Raw genomic sequence first — 21325 nt, 5'->3', positions numbered from 1 at the left:
CCACTTGGCTTAAGACATTCCGCAGGCCATCTGCAAGAATGGTCTGGATGAATAATTCCGATAACACGCCAGGCAGCCTTCCCCCAGGCCGCCCACTACAGACAGAGTTTAACGATGGTCGCGACTATCCGCGACTGGGAAACTTTAGCTTCCGGCGCGGCACCCTGACCGACAACCAGGAGGCCCTGTGGAACGAACACTGGCCTAAGCTGGGCAAAGTCCTCGCCGACGAGGTCATTGGCCTGCCCGAATGGTTCGGCCGCGATGCCGAAACAATTGTGGAAATTGGCTCCGGAACGGGCACCTCGACCGCCGCGATGGCGCCGCTGGAGGCGGAAAAGAACATCGTCGCCGTCGAGCTCTACCGCCCCGGACTGGCCAAGCTGCTGGGTTCCGTGGTGCGCGGCGACATTCACAATGTGCGCATGATCCGCGGCGACGGCGTGGAGGTTCTGCAGCGCATGTTCGCGCCAGAGTCGCTATCCGGCGTGCGCATCTACTTCCCGGACCCGTGGCCCAAGGCCCGCCACCACAAGCGGCGCATCGTGCAATCCGGCACGCTGCACCTGATCGCCTCCCGCCTCAAGCCGGGCGGCATTCTGCACATCGCCACCGACCACGCGGACTACGCAGAGTGGATCGACGAACTGGTAGAGGTCGAGGAGCAGCTGGAATACCTGGGCTGGCCCGAGGACCAGTCGGACATTCCGCAGCTGACGGATCGCCAGGTGATCACCAAGTTTGAGGGCAAGGGCCTGGACAAGGAACACATCATCCGCGAGTACCTGTGGCGGAAGAAATAGCTAACACACCCCGGAAAATTTGCTGTTCGCCCTGGTCGGCTTCGTAGACTAGAGGGAATTCTGGCGTTATAGAAAGGACCACTCACGTTGTTTAGCTCTTGGGGCGATGTCGCCTACCGGTTCCGCCGGCTGATCCCTTTGGTGATCATCGCGGCGATCCTGGTGCTGTATGTCGTCGCCGGGCTGAAACTGGCCGACCGGATGAGCCAGGAGGGGTGGGACGACCCGAACTCGCAGTCCACGAAGGCTGCGCAGATCGAGCAAGAGGTTTTTGGTCGTGACGCCAACGGGGATGTCATCCTGATGGTCACCGGCGATAAGCCGGGGTCTGCAACCTCGGACGAGGTCAAGCAGTCCATCACCCAGCAGATCGAGCAGCTGCGCAAGGATCACCCCGACGAGATCGGGGGTGTGACCAGCTACTTCAACCGCGGCCCGGCGGCCATGGCCAACCCGGACGGCACCGCGGCCTTCGCCTCCATCGGGCTGCAGGGCATCGAAGACGATGTGCTGATTAACTTCCGCAAGATCGAGGACGACCTGCGGGCTATCAGCGCCCCGGGCGTGGATGTGAAGATCGCCGGTGCCACGGCGGTTTCGGACTCCCTGGACGAGGGCATGGCCGGCGACATTCACCGTGCCGAGATATACGCACTGCCCGCCGTGGGCCTGCTGCTGCTGATCGTTTTCGGCGGACTGATCGCCGCGTTTATGCCGCTGCTGGTGGGCGGCCTGTCGATCTTGGGCTCCATGGGTGTACTGGCGATCCTGGCTAGCTTCACGCAGATCAACGTGTTCGCGCAGTCCGTGGTCACGCTGCTGGGCCTGGGCCTGGCCATCGACTACGGCCTGTTCATGGTCTCCCGCTTCCGCGAGGAGATGGCGGAGGGCCATGACACTCGCACCGCTGTGCGCAACACCACCGCCACCGCGGGCAAGACTGTGGTTTTCTCCGCTGCGATGGTGGCCGTGGCGCTGTCCGGGTTGTTCATCTTCCCGCAGGCCTTCCTGAAGTCCGTGGCCTTCGGCGCGATCTCCGCTGTGGGTCTGGCCGCGCTGCTGTCCGTAGCTGTGCTGCCGAGTATCTTCGCGATGCTGGGGCCGAACATCGACAAGTGGTCGTTTAAGAAGAAGCGGACCCGTCGCCGCTCCGAGCAGGTCGAAGGCATTTGGGGCCGCATCCCGGCCTTTGCCATGCGCCACTCGAAGCTATTTACGGTCGTGATCGTCGGCGGCATGCTGCTGATGGCGGTGCCGATTGCGGGCATCAAGCTGGGTGGCATGAACGAGACCTACCTGCCGCCGTCGAACCAGACGCGCGTGAACCAGGAGGAGTTCACCGAGAAGTTCCCGCAGTTCCGCACCGACCCGATCAAGCTGGTCATCGAGGGCGATTCCAAGACCGTGGCTGCGGTCTACAAGGAGGCCAACGCGGTTCCGGGGCTGACGGCTCCGTTCCAGGTCTCGCGCCCCACGAAGGACGACGTGACGGTGCTGTCCACCGGCATTGCAGACCGCGATGATAACGACCGCATCGTCAATGCTCTGGAGGACATCAACGTCGACGGCGCCAACGTGTACGTCGCCGGCACCCCGGCCCTGGAGGTCGAGTCCATCGACGCGCTGTTCGAGAAACTGCCGTGGATGTTGCTGTATATCGTGCTGGTCAGCTTCGTGCTAATGGCCATGATCTTCGGCTCGCTGATCATTCCAGCCAAGGCCGTGATCATGAACATCCTGGGCACCGGCGCAACCCTCGGCCTGCTGACGTTGATCTTCGTCGACGGCCACGGCGCGGACATGTTCAACTTCACCGCCGGGCCGCTGACTTCCCCGGTGCTGGTGCTGATCATCGCCATCGTCTTCGGCCTCTCGACCGACTATGAGGTGTTCCTGGTCTCCCGCATGGTGGAGGCCCGCGCCCGTGGCGCGTCGACGGATCAGGCGATCCGCTTCGGCACGGCCACCACCGGCAGCATCATCACCGCCGCCGCGCTGATCATGATCGTGGTCTGCGGTGCCTTCGGGTTCTCCTCGATCGTGATGATGAAGTACATCGCCTTCGGCATGGTCATCGCTCTACTCCTCGACGCCACAATCATCCGCATGCTCCTCGTTCCGTCCGTCATGCACCTGCTGGGCACCGACAACTGGTGGGCGCCAAAGTGGGTCAAGCGCCTATCGGAGAAGGTTGGGCACAACGAGCAGCTGGAATCCTCGCCGCACGAACCAGCGCCTGCTGCCCGTTCGTCGCGGGTGACGGTTGCGGAACTTTCTGGTGTGGACGCCATCGCCCCCGTGCCCGCCCAGCACCCCGGTGAGGCTCCCGCACGTCAGCGGAACCTGCCTTTCGCGGAGCTGATGCGGCGTGTCGAAGAAAGCCGCGAGAATGCCGACGGCCGAGCCAACAGCGAGGCCGATACCCAGGCCGACGGCGGGGGCGAGCGCTAATGCGTGAATTGTGGCGGCGCACAGAAGTCAGGACTCTGCTCTGCCTGGCGCTGATTGCCATCATCGCCTTCCTCGCCCGGGAGCACCTGCACTTCATCGGCGACGGCTGGCGCGAGCTGGCCCACGCCGACAAGCGCTGGATCGGTCTGGCCATCCTGGCTCTCGCTGCCTCTATGGTCGCGCAGGCCGAGGTGATGGTGGTGCTGCTGCGCAGCGCCGGGGTGAAGGTGAAGCGCATCAGCGCCAATTCGCTAGGGCTGGCAGCTAACGCCTGGTCCTCGACTTTCCCCGGCGGGCCCGCACTGTCGGCAGCCATGATCTTCCGCGAGCAGCTCAAGTGGGGAGCCACTCCCGTCATTGCCAGCTGGTACATGCTGCTCTCCGGCGCGCTGGCTGGCGGCGGCATGGCGATCCTGGCCATCGGCGCAGTCTTCTTTCTGGGGCTGACAGTGAAGCCCTTGACGTTGGCCATGTCCCTGGTCGCCCTCGTCGCGCTGGCGATTCTCACCAACTGGGTGGCAAAGAACCGGGACAAGGTGGAGCGTTGGCTAGTCAACCGACTGCGGACTTTCAACGCCCGCCGCGGCAAGCCCGTCGACCGCTTCACCGACAGCGTCCGCGGGTTCTCCCGCCAGCTGTCGGCCGTGGAACTGCCGCTGACCAAGCTCGCCGCCGCAATCGCCGCCAGCCTGGGCAACTGGGTTTTCGAGATCCTCTGCCTGCTGGCCTGCATCTACGCCATCGGCGCCACCCCACCCATCGCGGGCGTGGTGCTGGCCTTCCTCACCGCCAAGCTGGTGGGGCAAGCGCAGGTCACCCCCGGCGGACTTGGGCCGGTGGATGTTGCACTGACCAGTGCCCTGGTCGGGTTCGGCACCCTGACCTCCGTCCAGGCATTCGGAGCCGTCATCGTCTTCCGCATGCTCAGCTTCGTCGGCCTCGCGTTGGTTGGCTGGATCGTCTTCTTCGCTACCAAGATGGTCAACCCCAAAGGCAATGCTGACGATGCAGCGGCGGAGACGGGGCGTCAAGAAGAAAAGCAGGAAGAACCCGTCGGCAGGGCACGCTAAGGCTCAACTAGGCCAACTAGGCACAGTAAGATTAGGGGCATGAGCAACCTCGATAGCACCTCCACTGGAGACACCCCCGGCACCACCCAGCGATCGCCGGGGGTTGCGCTGTTTTTCGACGTGATCGCCGTCCTGCTGTTTGCGCTGCTGGCGCGCATTGCGCACAACACTCCGGAGATGCCGCTGAGCTTCGGCGGCTGGCTGGATACCTCCTGGCCTTTCCTCATCGGTGTGGCGATCGCCTGGGCTCTGCTGTGGATCGGCGTGGTTCGACCGGGTGGCGCCAAGGGGACGGGCTTCAGCGGTTTCGAGTTCTCCACCGGTGCTCTGGTGTGGGTCGTCAACGTGATCGCCGGTCTGGGGATCTGGGGCGTGCGCCACGGAGAGGTGCCGCACTGGTCTTTCATGATCGTTGCCACCGTGATGAGTGGCCTGTTGCTGTTCGGTTGGCGCGGAATGTTCCGCCTCGGGCGGCTGCGCAGACTGTCGCGTATGAAGCGCATGGGCCGAATGTTCGGCAAGTGAAGCACATTTCAGCTTAATTAACCTGACGTACATCTTCGCGCTACGTCAGGTTCGTTCGCGTTGCTTAAGGTCTTGTAAGCCATCTGCAGTTAGCTACTGACGAAGACTGACAAACACTGACGAACACTGAGGAGAGATCCCCATGGGCCTTAAGGGTCGCAACCTGCTGAAGAAGATGGACTTCACGTCCAGCCGTTCCCACCGCACCTGCGTGTACAAGTGCGGCGACGCTTGCTCCAAGCCGGTGAACAACAAGTCCGACAACAACTACTTCATGGACCTGATCCAGGGCACCTTCTCGCGCCGCACCGCACTGCGCGCCGGTGGTGCCGCCATGGTCACCGTTGGCGGCGCTTCCTTCCTGGCAGCTTGCAGCGACGACAACGGTGAGGGCAACAGCGCTAAGGGCAGCAACGGCGAGAACAATGGCGGTTCCGGCAACAGCGCAGACGCTCCGGACGGCCTGAAGTTCGAAATGGTCGAGCCGAACACCAAGGACGAGGTTGTTGTTCCGGCCGGCTACAAGTCCGAGGTTGTTATCCGCTGGGGCGACCCGGTCGAGGAAGGCGCCGAGGAGTTCGACGTAGACAACCAGACCGCGGAGCAGGCCGCTAAGCAGTACGGCTTCAACTGCGACTTCGCGGCACTGCTGCCGATCGAGGGCGAGGACAACCGCTTCCTGCTGGTCTCTAACCACGAGTACACCACCCCGCAGCAGATGATCCCGGACTACGACCTGGAGAACCCCTCCAAGGAGCACGTGGACATCGAGCTGGCCAACCACGGCATGTCCATCGTCGAGGTTGAGGGCAACGACAAGGACGGCAAGCTCAAGCCTGTCATGGGCAAGTACAACCGTCGCCTGACCGGCAACACCGAGTTCGAGCTGCGTGGCCCGATTGTTGGCCACAAGCTGGTGAAGACCTCTGACGACAAGGAAGGCAAGATCGTCAAGGGAACCTTCAACAACTGCTCCGGTGGCGTGACCCCGTGGGGCACCATCCTCTCCGGCGAGGAGAACGTTGACCAGTACTTCGCTGGTGGCGAGAACGTTAAGGACGAGAAGGTCCGCGAGCGCCTGAGCCGCTACGGCATCGAGGATGCCAAGACCGCTCGTCAGTGGGAGAAGCACTACGACCGCTTCGACGTGACCAAGGAGCCCAACGAGCCGAACCGCTTCAACTACGTGGTTGAGGTAAACCCGTGGGATCCGAAGTCCACCCCGGTGAAGCACACTGCTCTGGGCCGCTTCAAGCACGAGGGCTCCAACATCCACGTCACCAACGACGGCACCGTGGTTGCGTACTCCGGCGACGACTCCCGCTTCGAGTACATCTACAAGTTCGTCTCCTCCCGCAAGATCCGCAGCGGCAACACCGACAAGGATCGCGAAGAGAACATGAAGATCCTGGACGAGGGCACCCTATACGTTGCCACCTTCGAGGGCAACAACAAGGACTTCGACCCGGAGAACCCGCCAAAGGGCGAGGAGTGCGACGGCACCGGCAAGTGGATCAAGCTGGTTACCGTCAAGGAGGACGGCTCCGCCGAGTCGCACGTCGACGGCATGTCCGCTGAAGAGGTCATCATCTACACCCGTGAGGCTGGCGACAAGGTCGGCGCTACCAAGATGGACCGCCCGGAGGATGTCGAGCCGCACCCGACCACCGGCAAGATCTACGCTGCGATGACCAACAACAAGTACCGCGGCGTGCAGGAAGAGGGCAAGGACTACGAAGAGGTCAAGGAGTACGCCCCGATCAAGGAGAACAAGAACGGCATGGTTCTCGAGATCGAGGACGACTTCACCGGCGAGGAACTCAAGTGGAACCTGCTGCTGGTGTGTGGTGACCCGGACGAGGCCGAGACCTACTTCGGCGGCTTCGACAAGTCCAAGGTCTCCCCGATCTCCTGCCCGGACAACGTCACCTTCGACTCCTTCGGCAACCTGTGGGTTTCCACCGACGGCAACGCCCTGGAGTCCAATGACGGCCTATTCGCTGTCGCCCTGGAGGGCGAGACCCGCGGCCTGACCAAGCAGTTCCTGACTGTCCCGGCTGGCGCCGAGACCTGTGGCCCGCTGGTCTTCGACAAGCGCGTGATCGTCAACGTTCAGCACCCGGGTGAGGACGAAGAGGCCACCGTCAAGACCTCTACCTCCCACTGGCCGGATGGCGGCGATTCCATCGCCCGCCCGGCCACCGTGGTTGCCTGGAAGGACGACTTCGGCACCATCGGCGCTTAAGGATCAGCGCCTAGCCGAAGCGCAGCCTGCCGTCGCGCCGGACCGCCTGGTCCACAACGAACGCGCGGAACGCCTCGGCGGCGGGCGCCGACCGAGCCCGTGCGCTCCAGACCATTCCCAGCTCCCTCTCGCGGTCTTCCTCGAGGGGGAGCATTTCTATGCCTGCGACCACCAGATTCGGGTCCCCCATCGGCAGCAGGGCCACGCCCAGTCCGGCGCTTACCAGTCCCGCCATCGTGGTCAGCTCCATCGACTCAAATACCAGGCGTGGCCGGAAGCCCGCCGCGGCCGCCAGATCGTCCAACAGCATACGGGTTCCGTACCCCGGCAGCATGGCCACGAAGGGCTCGTCCGCGGCCTCTGTGATGCTGATGCTTGTGCGCCCCGCCCAGCGGTGGTTCGTCGGCACCGCCATTGCCAGCCTCTGGGTGGCCAGCTGCTGCCATCGCACTTCGCCAGCCTCCACCAGCGCATGGGGCTTCGGCCCCACCATCGCCACGTCGGATTCCCCCGCAATTACACGGTCCGTCAGTGGCCGTGCGGCGCCTTGCACCAGCTCGAACTTCACCTGCGGGTGCGCGTTTCTGAACTCCCGCAGCAGCTGCGGCACCATCCACGTTCCCAGCGAGTGCATGAAGTCCACGCGCACGGTTCCCCGCTCCGGATCCATCAGCCGGTGTACCTCGTCGACTCCCCGCTGCCACGCTTCGTCGGCCTCGCGGGCATACCTGGCCAGCGCGGCTCCGCATTCGTTGAGGGCGAGGTGCCTGCCGTTGCGGTCGAACAGCTCCGCACCGAGCTCTCTTTCCAGCGCCGATAGCCTCCGCGAAAGCGCCGACTGACTGATCCCCAGGCGCAGCGACGTATCCACCATGTTCTGGGTTTCAGCCAGGTCCAGGAGCCACGTTAGGTCTTTCACGCTCTGTACCTTCCTTCTTGCCCTTCTTATCGACGCCCACACTTCAGCATATGCGCTAGCCGGGACAACTAAAGCTATTTATTGCATTTAGTGAATTGATACTGGTTGCGTCACACTAGACACATCGATTGTGAACATGCGCCGCTAGAGAACCGCCCAGACTCGCAGGAAGGACCTTCATCGGTGACGGACACCCTCGCAGACACTGCAGACACTGCGAACACCACAGACGTTCGCCCCCTCACCCCGGAGGATAAGGGCTACAAGATGGCACTTATCGCCTCCTTGTGTTCAGGCCTGGCTTCGTACAACGCTCTGTACGCCACCCAGGCTGTCCTTCCGGCACTGTCGGAAGACTTCGGCATTTCGCCCTCACTGGCCGCACTGACCGTCTCCGCCACCACGGGCGGCCTGGCTTTCATGGTCATTCCGCTCAGCGTGGTTTCCGAGCGCTTCGGCCGCCGCCGCGTGATCCAGGCATCTGTCTTGGCAGCCACCCTCCTTTCCATCGCCTTGGTCGCCCTACCCTCGATCCAGTCGATCATCGCGCTGCGCCTGCTGCAGGGCTTCGCGGTGGCGGGCGTCCCAGCTGTAACCATGGCTTTCCTCTCCGAGGAGATCGACCGCAGCTACCTTCCCCGCATCATGGGGTTCTATATTGCGGGCAACTCGCTGGGCGGCCTGATCGGCAGGCTGATCCCGGGCATCGCGCTAGAGTTCACGGACTGGCGCATAGCCACCCTGCTCAGCGCACTCTTCGCGTTCTCGATGGCGCTTGTGACTACCTGGGTGTTGCCGAAGCAACGCTTCTTCACCCCAAAGAAGATCACCCTGTCCCATGAGGTGCAGGCTTTCGCCAACCACCTCCGCGACCCGATCCTGCTGAAGCTCTTCCTACTGCCTTTCCTTCTGATGGGCAGCTTCGTTTCCATGTACAACTACATGACCTTCCGGCTGATTAATACCTTCGGCCTGCCGGAATCCCTGGCCGCGTTGGTTTTCGTCATCTACCTGTCGGGTACGTGGACCTCCACGCGCACGGGCAAGTTGGTGAACCGCTATGGCCAGGCGAAGGTCGTGGTTGCCTGCATCGCCATGGCTCTTGCGGGCCTCTTGCTGGCCTTCATCCCGACCGTCCCCACCACGCTGGTGGCAGTTCTGATCTTCACCGCAACCTTCTTCCCCGCTCACTCGATCGCCAGCGCGTGGGTCGGCGAGGTCGCCCAGCAGGATCGCGCCGAGGCTTCTAGTTTGTACATCTTGAGCTACTACCTCGGCTCCTCCCTCATCGGCTGGGTCTCCGGCTACTTCTTCGCTCACGGCTGGGGCTTGTTCATCGGGTGGTTGATGCTGTTGACTCTCATCGCCCTCGTCACCGCCTTCGCCGCCATGCGGCGCGATAAGACCGTTTCTTAATGACGCCCCTAGCTCCAACCCGCACCCTTTCAGTAGTCTCTTAACTCTTGAGCGAATAACTCGTGCACTCTCGAGTTTGCGAGAAAAATTATTAGAACTATCAGATCTTTTTAGATAAAAACCTCCCACTTGCCCAAAAGTGTGTTTAAGATCACTCGCATGGGACATACTCGCAAACTACGTTTCGCATCAATCCTCGGCGTGGGATTGCTGGCCACCGCAGGCATGGGCGTCGCAGTCGCCCAAGGCGGCGTGTCGGCTCACCTGGCACTCTCCGGCACGATCTTCAACATGCATGTCGCCGAGCTGGACGGTAAGGGCTTCGACCTCTTCACCGACGTCGACAAAATGCACAATGGCGACCAGGCGATCTCCCGCCTGCGCATCAAGGATGCCAAGGTGACCGACGTCTGTATGACGGCACCGATCAAGATTCCGGGCGTTGGGGATAAGAAGTTCCAAATGACCGTTCCCGGACAGAACTTCTCCGCGGAGAACATGCTGATCGGCGCCCGCAAGCTAACGGGCGACCTGACTCTGGTCAAACCGCAGATCGGCATTAATGCGGGCAAGGTCGACAAGGACGCCCCGGATGGCGCCTGGGGAATCGTTGCCGATTCCCTGACTGCGAAGGGCCAGGGCATCGAGGCGAGCTCTCTGTCGGCGGACAAGATGACCGCGGGCGGCAGCAAGATCGCGATTGTGGATAACGACAATGCCGAGTGCTAACTCCGGCACGGATCCCAACTACGACCCAGACCTGGATGACGACCTGCAGTCAGACCTAGAGGCCGATGCCAACCAAGGCACAGAGATACAAGGCACCGCATATCAAGAGGTCGAGGAGCAGGACGTTCCCGCGATCAAGAACACCCGCGGCTTCGGCAACTGGCGCCGCCAGCGCCCATTTGCAGCAGGGCTTTTCATGCTGCTGTCGGGCATCATCATGATCGTCCCGGCATACCTGTCCTTCGAGGTATCAAACATCGTCATCCAGGTATCCACGATCTCCGGCGTATCCACGCTGCTGATTGGCGCCTTGTTGATCACATCGGCGCTGATGACGTGGTTCAAGCCCGACACACGCCTGCTCACGGGCGTGGCCTCCCTGATCCTTGGCATCGTGGCTCTGCCCATGTCGAATATCGGCGGCTTCGTTCTGGGCACCCTGTGCGCCGTGATCGGCGGAGCCCTGGCGCTGTCGTGGACGGATGAAGAAAGGGCGCCTAAGGGCGTCAAGAAGAAGGGCAAGAAAAGGAAGGTAGATGAGCAAGCAGCGTAAACGCGGCAGCTTCAGCGCCGCGAAGGCAGTCGTCGCAGCTGCGTCGATGTGCGGGCTGGTGGCGGCGCTGGCTGTCGAGACCACGCCGAGCGCCGAGGCGCAGCTGCAGCTTCCGCCTCCGCCGCCGCTGCCGGATTTGTCGCCGCCGCCGCTGCCGGATTTGCCACCACCGCCGCCAGCGCCCGAGGTGCCAGAGAACCTGCGGATGGACCTCACCCCGCCGGGGCCAATCGAGGGCGAAAAGCCGATCCAGCAGGGCACGTACATCATCAAGGCGGATAACACGCGCCTGCTTGGGCACGTGAAAATGTCGCTGATTCAACAGTCCACTCCGCAAGGCCCGAAGCCGGCGCTGCGCATCGATGCCGACAAGGCCGTTCTGACGAACCTGTCCGTGCAGTTCCCCACCCCGGGAGCAGGCCCGGAAGGTGGCATCTGGCAGCGGACCGGACCAGGGCAGACCACCACGCTAACCGGTAACTTCCACATCGTGGTGAGCTCACTGGAGGTCACGCCGCGCGTGGCCGGGCTGCCGCTGATCCCGCTGCCTATCGACGCGAACATGGCGCCGAAGGAGCTGCAGGAAGCCGCTAAGAAGATCGGTCTTGGCACGCCGGACGCGCTCTCCGATCACTTGGAGATGACGAACGGCACGATGCACACCTATTTCGTGAAGGCCGACACTCTGAAGCTGCCTGCAGGAACCAATATCGGCCTCTAGGCAGTCGGCTACATCGGCATGATGGTGTGCTTCTTCGGAGTATCCACCACCTGCTTGTTGCGCAGCTGTCGCATCGCCTGGCGCAAGCGGATGCGCGTCTGGTCCGGGGTGATGACGGAGTCCACGTAGCCGCGCTCGGCCGCCACATAGGGGCTGGTCATGTTCGCATTGTAGAAGTCCATGAACATCTTCTTCGCCGCCGGGCGCTGCTCCTCCGGCATGGCGGCCAGGGCCTTGCCCTGCATCATCACCACGGCGGCCTCCGCACCCATCACGGCGATCTGCGCAGTCGGCCACACCAGGTTGATGTCCGCGCCCAGGTTCTTCGAGCCCATTACGGCATAGCCACCGCCGAAGGCCTTTCGCACGACCACGGTCACCTTCGGCACCGTCGCCTCCACAGTGGCAAAGCCCAGCTTTGCTCCGCGGTGGATCAGGCCGGCCTTTTCCTGCTCCACGCCGGGCATGTACCCGGGTGTATCCACGACCCAGACGAGGGGGACGTTGTAGGCGTCACAAATACGGATAAAGCGGGCGGCCTTATCCGCAGCGTCGGCGTCCAGGCAACCGGCTAGCTCCATCGGCTGGTTGGCCACCACGCCCACCGCATGGCCGTCGATGCGGGCGAAGGCAGTGACGACGTTGGAGCCGTAGTCGCCCTGCACCTCCAGCACGTTGTCGTCGTCGAAGATACGGGTGAGCACCTCCATGATGTCGTAGCCCGCGTTCGGATCGTCCGGGATGATGTCGTTCAGCTCGAAGTCGCGTTCGGTGAGCTCGTCGTTCGGCGCCCAGAACTCCGGGGTCTCGTCGAAAGAGCTGGAAGGTAGGAAGTCCAGCAGGTCCTTGACGTAGTTGAAAGCGTCTTCCTCGCTGGTTGCGACGTAGGAGACGTTGCCGTTGCGGGCTTGCTGACGCGCCCCACCGAGCTCTTCCATCGAAATCTTCTCGCCCGTCACCGATTCGATAACCGCCGGGCCCGTCACGAACATCTGCGTGCGGCCTTCGACTGCCACCACAAAGTCGGTGGTCACGGGGGCGTACACGGCACCGCCGGCGGACGGGCCGAGCAGGATGGAGATCTGCGGGGACTGGCCGCTCAGCGGCAGCTGGCGGCGGGAGATCTCGGAGTACATCGCCAGGGACATCACTGCATCCTGAATGCGGGCGCCGCCGGAATCGTTAATGCCGATGACTGGGCAGCCGATGCGGATGGCCATGTCCATGACCTCGCAGACCTTCTTACCGAAGGTCTCGCCTACCGAGCCGCCATACACCGTCTTATCGTGGGCGTACACTGCCACGGTGCGGCCACCGACCCGGCCGTAGCCGGTGACCACGCCGTCGCCGTAGGGGGCGTCCTCCTCGCCGGGGGTGCGTCCCAGCGCGCCGATCTCCACGAACGTTCCCTCGTCCAGCAACGCGTCGATGCGCTGGCGGGGCGTGGTCAGCCCGGCTTCGTCGCGCCTGGCCTTGGCCTTTTCGGACCCCGGGTCCTGCGCCTGTTCCAACCTCCGGTGCAGCTCCGCCAACTTCTCGGCGGTAGCGCCGGTGGCTTCGGTGCCGTTGGCGGCGGTTGCTCCCTCATCGGCAGCAGTCACAGTGAAAGTCCCTTCGTTTTTCGACAAACCCCTTCTCCTAAGGGGCTATCTATTTAGTGGCCGTGTGTGTTTCAGCTAGGCGCCATCCGCAATGTGCTTGGCGATCACACGTCCCACTTTAGAGATCTCTGGCTCGTCCACAATAGCCAGGTGGTCGCCGCGCAGCTGGACGATCTCCAGGTCCTCGACGATCTCGCCCCAGCCACCGTCCGGAGCCACCTCGGCGTAGGCCGGTTCCAGCTCGATCGCGCCGTCGTGCATCCGCTCCGCGCGGAACAGCGTGACCGGCGCCTTCACGTCCGCCCAGGCCCAGAAGTCCAGGGATTCCAGGATGCGGTTATCCACGAAGCTGGCTCGCTGGTGTTCCAGCACGCCCGCGGGCAGGCCCATTCCCTTGGCCTCCGGGGAGGTCAGGAACTGCTGGAACATCTGCATCATCACACTCTCGCCCTGCTGGTCCAGCAGCTCGTGCGGAACCTCTAGCGGCAGGCCGTAGGTCTTCTGCGCGAATGCCGCGTAGCGATCCCACCGCGCGTGCATTTCTTCCTTCGTATCCGGGGCGGGGTTCTTCGGCTGCACGGTGTCCAGCAGTACGATGCGCTCGACCTCCGCGCTCGTTTCGCCAGCCGCGGCGCGCTTGCCCAGCTGGTGGGCAACTTCGTACGCCAGGGCGCCACCGAAGCTCCAGCCTCCCAGCAGAATCGGGCGGTCGTCGGCCAGCTCGATGATCTCCTCGAGGTAGGCCGAAGCGCGGTCAGCCAGCTCACCTTCCAGCCGCTCTACGCCGTAGACCGGCACGTCCTCCGGCAGGCGGCGCATGAGTGGCGCGTACACCACCGAGGAGCCACCTGCCGGGTGGAACAGGAACACCGCAGGCTGAGTGCTGCCTTCGGGGCGTGCCCGCAGCACGCGGATGTTGCCCTCGACTTCGCTTTCGAGGCTGCTGCGCACCTTCTCGCTCAGCGGCTCGAGGGTTTCGGCGGCCAGCACATCCTCGGCGCTGACCTCCGCCCCGGAGCGCTCGGACAGACGCTCCGCAATGCCCCGCGCCTGCTCCTCATCGATGCTCGGCAGCTGGCTCGTCACGCCCTGGGCGGCCTTGCCGGTAACCTTTGCCCAGGTCGCAAACACCAGGCGCTCGCTCGCATCTCGCGGTGCCACGCCGCCCCCGGTCGCGGTGTAGTCGGTCGCAGCACCGTCTTCTGCGCCATCTTCTTCGCTACCGTCTTGTTTAGTGACGCCACCTTCTCCCCCGGCAGCGGCCTCAGCACCGTCGGCAGCATCGGCGCCGTCAGCGCTTGTGTGACGCTCTGCAATCATCTGCTCCACGAGCGCGATCACGTCATCCACCGAGCCATCGCGGAGTGCCTGAACCTGCAGCGGCGGCAGGTCGAAGTCGTACTCCACGCGGTTCTTGATGCGCATGCCCATCAAGGAATCCAGGCCCAAGTCGATCAGCGGCAACTCGCCCGGCAGATCCTCGATGTCGTAGCCCATGGATTCGGAGACGATGGCGCGCAGGCGATCCCCGGCGGACTCGCCGGAGTTCGGATCCCAGCGGTCAGCGGACTCGTCAACCTCGGGCAGCGCGTTGCCCGCGCTCTCCTTTGTGGAAGCGTCAGCGGCGGAAGCATTCGGCGCCTCGCTGGCCTTGGCGGTGGCTGGAGCCGAGGCGGCGTCAGTACCCCCAGCGCCAAAAGCCCCAACCGCACCACCGAGAGTGGCGACGAAAGCCTCCGCGACCAGTGGCATCGACTGCGCACCGGGCGCGTCGGCGGCGTAGACGGACAGGGACCAGCCGCCGAGGGAACCGGCGGCGATGGTCGTCAGCTGGCCCGCCGTCGGCAGCGGGGCGTGGTCGCGGGTGGCGGCCACCGTGGCGCCGTCGGCCAGCACCTCCGCCGCAGCTTCGGCCAGCAGCTCGATGCTCGGCACATCCTCGGCCGGCACGCTGAAGACAACGCGGCCGTCGGGCAGATCCACGCGCGTGCCCGGCAGATCCACGGCAGGGCCGGAAGACGGGCGGGCGCTCGTCCAGTGGCGCTGCAGGTTCCACTGCGTGCCCGGCACCTTCGGCAGGCTCGCGCGGGAGCCACCTGCCAGAGCCTTCAGGTTCAGATCCGCGCCCTGCACGTACAGCTCCGCGAGGGTGGACAGCAGGGTCTGGGAAACCGGCTCCTTGCGCTTGAGCAGGAACATCAGCTTGGAATCGCTGGCGTTGTGCGCGAAGGAGTTGTTCATCAGCGGCATCAGAGCCACCGGGTTCGGGGAGAACTCGATGAAGGTGCGGTAGCCATCGTCGAACTGCTTGCCCGTCGCCTCGGAGAACCAAACGGGCTGGCGGGTGCAGCGCAGGAAGTACTCAGCATCGTGGACGACCTCGCCCGGCTGGTACACGCGGCCGCGGTCCACGGTGGAGTACAGCGGGGTGTGGATCGGCTGCGGATCCAGGTCGCTGATCTCGTAGTGCAGCTCGCCCAGGATCGGATCCAGCATCGAGGTGTGGCCCGCGCCCTTGACCTTCAGCAGGCGGGCGAACTTGCCCTCGCCCTCCAGGTATTCCACCAGCTTCTGCACCGGCTCTGCCGGGCCGCCGACGGTGGTCATGCCCGGCGCGGCGTACACGGCGGGCTCCACCTTGGCGTATTCAGGGTGCTCGGAGGTGAAGGTGGCGAGCTCCTCCACGCCGAACTCCACCACGGCCATGGCGCCCTGCTTGTCCTCTGGCAGCAGGCGCTCGCCCTCGCCCATCAGGCGGGCGCGGTGGCAGGCGGTGCGCACGGCTTCCTCGGCGGTGATGCCGCCCACGGCGTAGGCCGCCGCGATCTCGCCCATGGACTGGCCGACGACGGCGGCGGGCTTGGCCCCCAGGGCACGCATGAGGTCGTTCAGCGCAATCTGCACGCAGGTGATGCCCACCTGGGCGCGCTCCGTGTCGTAGTTCTGCTCGTCGTCCAGCACCATCTCGACGAAGGACCAGCCGGATTCCGCCAGCACGACCTGGTCCAGCTCGTCCAGGCGGGAGGCGAAGAACTCGGAGAGCTCGTAGAGGTCCTTGGCCATCTTGCGGTGCTGGGAGCCGAAGCCGGAGAACACCCATACCGGACCATTTGCCGAGGGCGAGTCGGCAGTCTTCACCGTCGCGCCCTGCTTGCCAGCGGCGATGCGCTGCAACCCGGCGATGGCTTCGTCGAAGGTGGCGGCGGAAACCACGCCGCGGGAACGGCCGTGGTTGTGGCCAGCCAACGCGAGGGCTACACCGCGCAGTTGGTCGGCCTCATCGCCTGCCTTGGTGAAGGATTCCTTGTTCTGCTCCAGGTACGCGGCCAGTGTTTCCGCGGCCTGGCGGCGGCGGGAAGGCAGCAGCCCGCTGACGGGCAGCAGCACGCGCGGGGCCTCGCCCGCAGAGTCCTCGCGGTCCAGGCCGATGGGGGCTGCGGAGTTTGCGCCGGCCGCCCCGATGCCCGCCGCGGCTTCTTCTTCCAGGTCCGGCGCCGCGATGACCACGTGCGCGTTCGTGCCACCGAAGCCGAAACCGGACACGCCGGCGATGGCGCGGCCGGAGTACTCCGGCCATTCGCGCGGATCCTCCACGACCTCCAGGTGCTCACGGTCGAAATCGATGTACGGGTTCGGACCGGTGTAGTTCAAGCTCGGCGGCAGCACGCCCTCGCGCATCGCCAGCACGACCTTCATCACGCCCGCGACACCTGCGGCAGCCTCGGTGTGGCCAAAGTTCGTCTTCGCGCTGCCCAGCAGCAGCGGCTCGGCCACGTCGCGCTGGCGGCCCAGAACAGTACCCAGCGCCGTAGCCTCAATCGGGTCACCCAGGATGGTGCCGGTGCCGTGCGCCTCCACGTAGTCCACGGCCTGCGGATCGATCCGCGCGTCGGCGTAGGCGCTGCGCAACACGTCCACCTGCGCATCCGGATTCGGGGCGGTCAGGCCGTTCGAACGGCCATCGGAGTTCACCGCCGAGCCCTTGATCACGGCCAGCACGTTGTCGCCGTCGCGGCGCGCATCCTCCAGGCGCTTCAACACAACCACGCCCGCGCCGTCGGAACGCACGATGCCGTCGGCATCATCGCTGAAGGCACGAATGCCGCCCGTCGGGCTAAGCACGCCGAGTTCGGAAAACGCCACCGTCGCAAAGGGGCTGCATAGGAGGGTGACGCCACCCGCCACAGCGACCTCAGAATCACCATCGCGCAGGGAGCGCACCGCCTGGTGAATTGCCACCAGCGACGAAGAGCAGGCCGTATCCATCGCCACGGACGGGCCGCGGAAGTCGAAGGCATAGGAAACGCGGTTGGCGATGATGGAGCTGGAGTTACCCGTCAGCGCGTAGGTGTGCGCCTCCGCCGGGTCGGCGGAGATCAACATGCCGTAGTCATTGTTGGTGTTGCCCATAAACACGCCAACGGGCTTGCCGCGCAGCTGGTTGGCGGGGATGTGCGCATCCTCCAGCGCCTCCCACGTCAGCTGCAGGATGATGCGCTGCTGCGGGTCCATGTTCGCAGCTTCCAGCGGGGAGAGTCCGAAGAATTCCGCGTCGAAAGAGGCGATGTCCTCGATGTAACCGCCCGTCAACTGGGCCTGCTCCATACGGCGGGTCATCTCCGGGTCGCGGGAGTACTCCGACCAGCGTCCCGCTGGCAGTTCACCCACGCCGGAGCGGTAGTTGGAGAACAGCTCCCACATCTCATCCGCATTGTCGGCCCCGGGGTAACGCCCCGCCATGCCAACCACAGCAATGTCGCGCTGGCCCAGTGGAAGCGGGCCACCTGCGCTGGACGCCGCTCCGGCGGAGGCGGTGGCGTCACTACCAGAAACAGCGCCAGAACCGCGACCCTGCATCAGGTGCTCGGCCAGGGCGGCGATGGTGTTGAACTCGTAGGCAATCGTCGCGTCGAGGGTGGTGCCCAGCAGGCGCTCCAGGTCGCCGGACAGGACCACGACGTCGCGGGAAGACAGGCCGAAGTCCTGCATCGAGCGCTCGTCGGAGATCTCCGCGGCATCCAAACCGGTGGTGTTCGCCACCCAGGTGCGTAACCACTCCCGCATCTGCTGAATCGTGGCGGGGCGGGATTGCTGGTCAGCCGTGGGGGCGCCCTGCTGGTTGTCTGCCATGGAAGGTCGCGTTTCCTTTCGTGCCGGGATGCCTTAGAGAAGGCGTGAGTGAGTCACCGTAGCGCTATATTTTAACGCGCCCAGGTCGCTTTATGGATTAAGCGCCCAGCGTGCCCTCCAGATACGCTTTCGCAGCCACGCGGCGGGCGATCTTGTTGGCGGAGGAACGCGGCAGGGTGCCCGGCGCGATGATGCGCACATCGGAAGGCTGCACACCATGGGTGGCGGTGACGGCCGCGCGCATGGCCTCGATGGCCTCCGCGTCTCCGTCCTCGCTGGCGTCCGGGTCGCGCTCGGCAACAATGATGAGCCCCTCGACGGACTCACCATCAGCGGCACCGTTTGCGGAACCACCGGCCTCCACGGCGAAGGCGGCGATGACGGCCGGGGCGGTCTGCTTAGTAGCCTCGTCGGCGGTGGCCTCGATGTCCTGCGGGTAGTGGTTACGACCAGCGACGATGATGAGGTCTTTCAGGCGGCCGGTAATGAACAGGTGGCCATCCACGATGACGGCCAGGTCGCCGGTGCGCATCCAATTGTCCTCCGGCGCGTCACCCGCGCGGCTGTCAGAATCCAGGCGGTTGGCAGTAGGCAGGGCGTTGCGGAACGTTTCCTGAGTCTCCTCCGGGCGGTTCAGGTAGCCCGCGGCCATGTTGTCGCCGTGGACCCAGATCTCGCCGACGTTGCCGTCGGTCAGTTCCTTGCTGGTCTCCGGGTCAACAATTGCGAGGGTCTGTGGGAGGCACACCTGACCCAGGGAGACCAGGGAGAGGCTGTCTGCGTCGTCCGCGCTGCCTTCCACGGCGGTGCCGTCGGAAAGCTCATCGCGCTTGAACCACTTCGTCAGCGGACGCTCATCGGTCTGCGGGGTGGTGACGATCAGCGTGGCCTCGGCCAGGCCGTAGGACGGGCGCATGGCTTCCTTCTTGAAGCCGTAGGGCTCGAAGGTATCCAGGAACTTCTGCACCGAACTGTGGTGCACCGGCTCAGAACCGTTGATGATTCCGTCGACGGCAGATAGGTCCAGTTCAGCCAGCTCCGCGACCTTCGCCGGGTCGGCGTAGCGCACGGCCAGCTCCAGGGCGAAGTTAGGCACGACGGTGTAGACGTTCTCGTCTTCGCTCTGGCGGTTCAGCTGACGGATCCAGCGAGTCGGGTCCTGGATGAAGTCACGCGGGGACATCAGGTCGAAAGGCAGGCCCAGGATGATCACAAAAGCGGACAGGATCACGCCCATGTCGTGGTGCAGTGGCAGCCAGGTGCTCAGACGCAGTGGGGACTGCAGGTTCGCCGCCTTGAAAATCTGCAGCACGTTGGTGACGATCGACTTGTGGGTGAGCACCACACCCGCCGGGGTGCGGGTGGAGCCGGAGGTGTACTGCAGGAACGCCTCCTCGCTGGACTTCGGCGCCAGCGAAGGGTCCGCCATGATGGCGGCCATGGGGTTCTGCCAGTCGTCGGCCAGCGCATCCGGCAGCGCGTCCACCGTCAGCACGCGGGGGCGCTCGGTGGTGGGAGTAGAGGCGAAGTGCTTGCGCACGGCCGTGGCGGAGCGCTTGTTCGTCAGCACCACCGTCGGCTCGGAGGAGCCCAGCACGGCGGTCAGGTGGCCGGTGTGGCCCGGCTCGTTCGGGTCATACAGCGGCACGGGCACCATGCGGGCGTACATCGCACCCAGGAAGGCGTACATGTACTCCGGGGAGTTGTTGGCCAGGATGGCCACGCGGTCGCCGGGCTTGGCGATCTGCTGCAGGCGGACGCACACGGCCTTGATGCGGGTGTTTACCTGCGCGCGGGTGATCTCATGCACCGTGCCCTCGCGGGACTCGCTGAAGTCCCAATGGCGGATCAGCACGTTATCTACCGTGCCCTCCATCTGCGCCATAGTGTAAAGCATCTCGCACATACCGGAAAGGGTGAGCTGATCGGGGACATTGATGCCACCCTGCTCATCGTAAAACTGGCCCATTGCTGCAGTGATGTCCACGCGGGTCTCCTCTACTTATCCACTCGGTTCAAACAGTATCGGGTTAGCTACCTAGCTCTAACGCCATAGCTCTAACGCCATAAACATTTAGTTTCACTTGTGAAACACATCGTACCGGGGAGCTCTGCTGTTACCCGGCAATTTCGCATTCCCGTGTGCCGTGTGCCCCCATCGCTCGAGCACACGGCACACAATAACCTCAATATGAGCCCGCCGAAGCAACTGCAGCTACTGCACGCGCTCGTTAATCAGATCCCGCGCCCATCCAACGATGTACTCCGGAACGGTCTGGCCCTCCACGACCTTCCCGTTTGTCGCATACTCCGCATGCACAGCGTTGGCGGCCACCAGGTCCTTGGCTCGCACAAGAGCGTTGCCCAGATCCGCTGGGGCGTCACAAATAAGATCCGCAGGGGCGCAGTAGTTATTCACTCGATCGTTCAGTTCGCCGAACCCATCCGGGCGCGGGCCGCGCATCGTAGCGCCCGGCACGATCGTCTGAATCAGCCCACTGACCGGGTTTAGCGCGATCTCCGCTCCGGTGCCGCGGATGCCCTGCGCACCAACGAGCTTGCCCTTGTCCAGCTCCTGCCTGCCGTCGGCGATCAGCGATACTCCCAGCACCCGGTCGGCGGGCACGGGGCCGCGCCCATTGCCGATCTCTCCCGCCAGGTCGCCGGTAATCACCGCGCCCTGGCTAAAGCCGGTCAGGATGAAGGACGTTGCTGGGCACTTCTCGTGCGTAGCCCGCAGCTCCTCCTTCATCCGCTCGAAGCCCTGGTTGCGGGAGTCGTCATAGCTCATCTCGTGCTTCGCGTTCATGTTGCGGAACTGCGCGGTGTACGGCAGGGTCCACACCTTCACCTTGTCCGGGGAAAACTCGTCGGCCAGCGGGCGGGTGACGTTCAGCATCAGCGAGTGAGGGTTGGCGTGCGGCGCCAACGGATCGTCGTCGGCCTTGGATTCCCACGTGCCCGGCGCGGCCAGCACCTCCACGTCCACGCATCCGGGCGGGTTCTGCGCCTCCGGGGCGGGCGGAGGGGTGGGCTTGCCCGGCCCCGGACCATCAACGTCGCCGGTGAGCAGCCAATTGCCCACGCCCACCACAATGAGCGCGAGCAGGACCAGCACGGCCAGGATGGTCAAAACCTTCTTCATAGCTTCTTTCTAGACCT

Annotated in this window: 14 protein-coding genes; 9 read left to right on the top strand and 5 right to left on the bottom strand. The window is 64.3% G+C overall.

The window, feature by feature from the left end; translation table 11 throughout:
- Positions 1–38: 38 nt before the first annotated feature.
- From trmB to MHX52_RS07255, 5 genes are all read left to right on the top strand, one after another.
- Entirely contained in the window at positions 39–803 is a 765-nt protein-coding gene (trmB, locus tag MHX52_RS07275; protein WP_035005821.1) for a tRNA (guanosine(46)-N7)-methyltransferase TrmB, read from the top strand.
- Between the two features lie 87 nt (positions 804–890).
- Positions 891–3254, top strand: coding sequence for an MMPL family transporter (locus MHX52_RS07270; protein WP_239317411.1), 2364 nt, complete (start codon positions 891–893; stop codon positions 3252–3254).
- On the top strand, positions 3254–4324 hold the full coding sequence (locus MHX52_RS07265; protein ID WP_070488394.1) for a TIGR00374 family protein: 1071 nt from the start codon (positions 3254–3256) through the stop codon (positions 4322–4324). The genes MHX52_RS07270 and MHX52_RS07265 overlap by 1 nt, the downstream gene beginning before the upstream one ends.
- Positions 4325–4363: 39 nt before the next feature.
- Positions 4364–4849 carry a DUF3054 domain-containing protein gene (locus tag MHX52_RS07260; protein ID WP_239317408.1) on the top strand — a complete coding sequence of 162 codons (486 nt, stop codon included), beginning with the start codon at positions 4364–4366 and terminating at the stop codon, positions 4847–4849.
- 142 nt (positions 4850–4991) lie between these two features.
- Positions 4992–7094, top strand: a complete 2103-nt coding sequence (locus MHX52_RS07255; RefSeq protein ID WP_034968513.1) for a PhoX family phosphatase — start codon at positions 4992–4994, stop codon at positions 7092–7094.
- Positions 7095–7104: 10 nt separating this feature from the next.
- Here MHX52_RS07255 and MHX52_RS07250 read toward each other — a convergent pair whose 3' ends face one another.
- A complete protein-coding gene (locus MHX52_RS07250; protein ID WP_239317404.1) occupies positions 7105–8013 on the bottom strand; it encodes a LysR family transcriptional regulator in 909 nt (302 codons plus the stop codon).
- 183 nt (positions 8014–8196) lie between these two features.
- Between MHX52_RS07250 and MHX52_RS07245 the strand changes: the two genes are divergently transcribed.
- From MHX52_RS07245 to MHX52_RS07230, 4 genes are all read left to right on the top strand, one after another.
- The gene (locus tag MHX52_RS07245; protein ID WP_239317401.1) at positions 8197–9429 is read left to right on the top strand and encodes an MFS transporter; all 1233 of its coding nucleotides are present in this window, start codon (positions 8197–8199) and stop codon (positions 9427–9429) included.
- Positions 9430–9588: 159 nt separating this feature from the next.
- A complete protein-coding gene (locus MHX52_RS07240; protein WP_070488458.1) occupies positions 9589–10158 on the top strand; it encodes a DUF6230 family protein in 570 nt (189 codons plus the stop codon).
- Positions 10145–10711 (top strand): DUF6114 domain-containing protein, encoded by a 567-nt coding sequence (locus tag MHX52_RS07235; RefSeq protein WP_239317398.1) that lies wholly within the window; start codon positions 10145–10147, stop codon positions 10709–10711. The genes MHX52_RS07240 and MHX52_RS07235 overlap by 14 nt, the downstream gene beginning before the upstream one ends.
- Positions 10695–11432 (top strand): hypothetical protein, encoded by a 738-nt coding sequence (locus MHX52_RS07230; protein ID WP_070488402.1) that lies wholly within the window; start codon positions 10695–10697, stop codon positions 11430–11432. Before MHX52_RS07235 ends, MHX52_RS07230 begins: the two co-directional genes overlap by 17 nt.
- Before the next feature lie 8 nt (positions 11433–11440).
- On the opposite strand, the gene MHX52_RS07225 is transcribed toward MHX52_RS07230, so the two are convergent.
- The 4 genes from MHX52_RS07225 to MHX52_RS07210 all read right to left on the bottom strand — a co-directional run bounded on the left by MHX52_RS07225 (position 11441) and on the right by MHX52_RS07210 (position 21308).
- The gene (locus MHX52_RS07225) at positions 11441–13033 is read right to left on the bottom strand and encodes an acyl-CoA carboxylase subunit beta (protein WP_034984417.1); all 1593 of its coding nucleotides are present in this window, start codon (positions 13031–13033) and stop codon (positions 11441–11443) included.
- A gap of 75 nt (positions 13034–13108) precedes the next feature.
- On the bottom strand, positions 13109–18163 hold the full coding sequence (gene pks13 / locus MHX52_RS07220; RefSeq protein ID WP_239317395.1) for a polyketide synthase Pks13: 5055 nt from the start codon (positions 18161–18163) through the stop codon (positions 13109–13111).
- Between the two features lie 97 nt (positions 18164–18260).
- Positions 18261–20150: a FadD32-like long-chain-fatty-acid--AMP ligase gene (locus MHX52_RS07215; RefSeq protein WP_239317393.1), complete on the bottom strand. Its 1890-nt coding sequence runs from the start codon at positions 20148–20150 to the stop codon at positions 18261–18263.
- 228 nt (positions 20151–20378) lie between these two features.
- Positions 20379–21308 (bottom strand): cutinase family protein, encoded by a 930-nt coding sequence (locus MHX52_RS07210; protein WP_049049316.1) that lies wholly within the window; start codon positions 21306–21308, stop codon positions 20379–20381.
- Positions 21309–21325: the final 17 nt, after the last annotated feature.

It is taken from the genome of Corynebacterium sp. ACRQJ (assembly GCF_022346045.1).
Taxonomy (GTDB): domain Bacteria; phylum Actinomycetota; class Actinomycetes; order Mycobacteriales; family Mycobacteriaceae; genus Corynebacterium; species Corynebacterium evansiae.
This window is presented reverse-complemented; position numbering and strand designations above follow the sequence as displayed.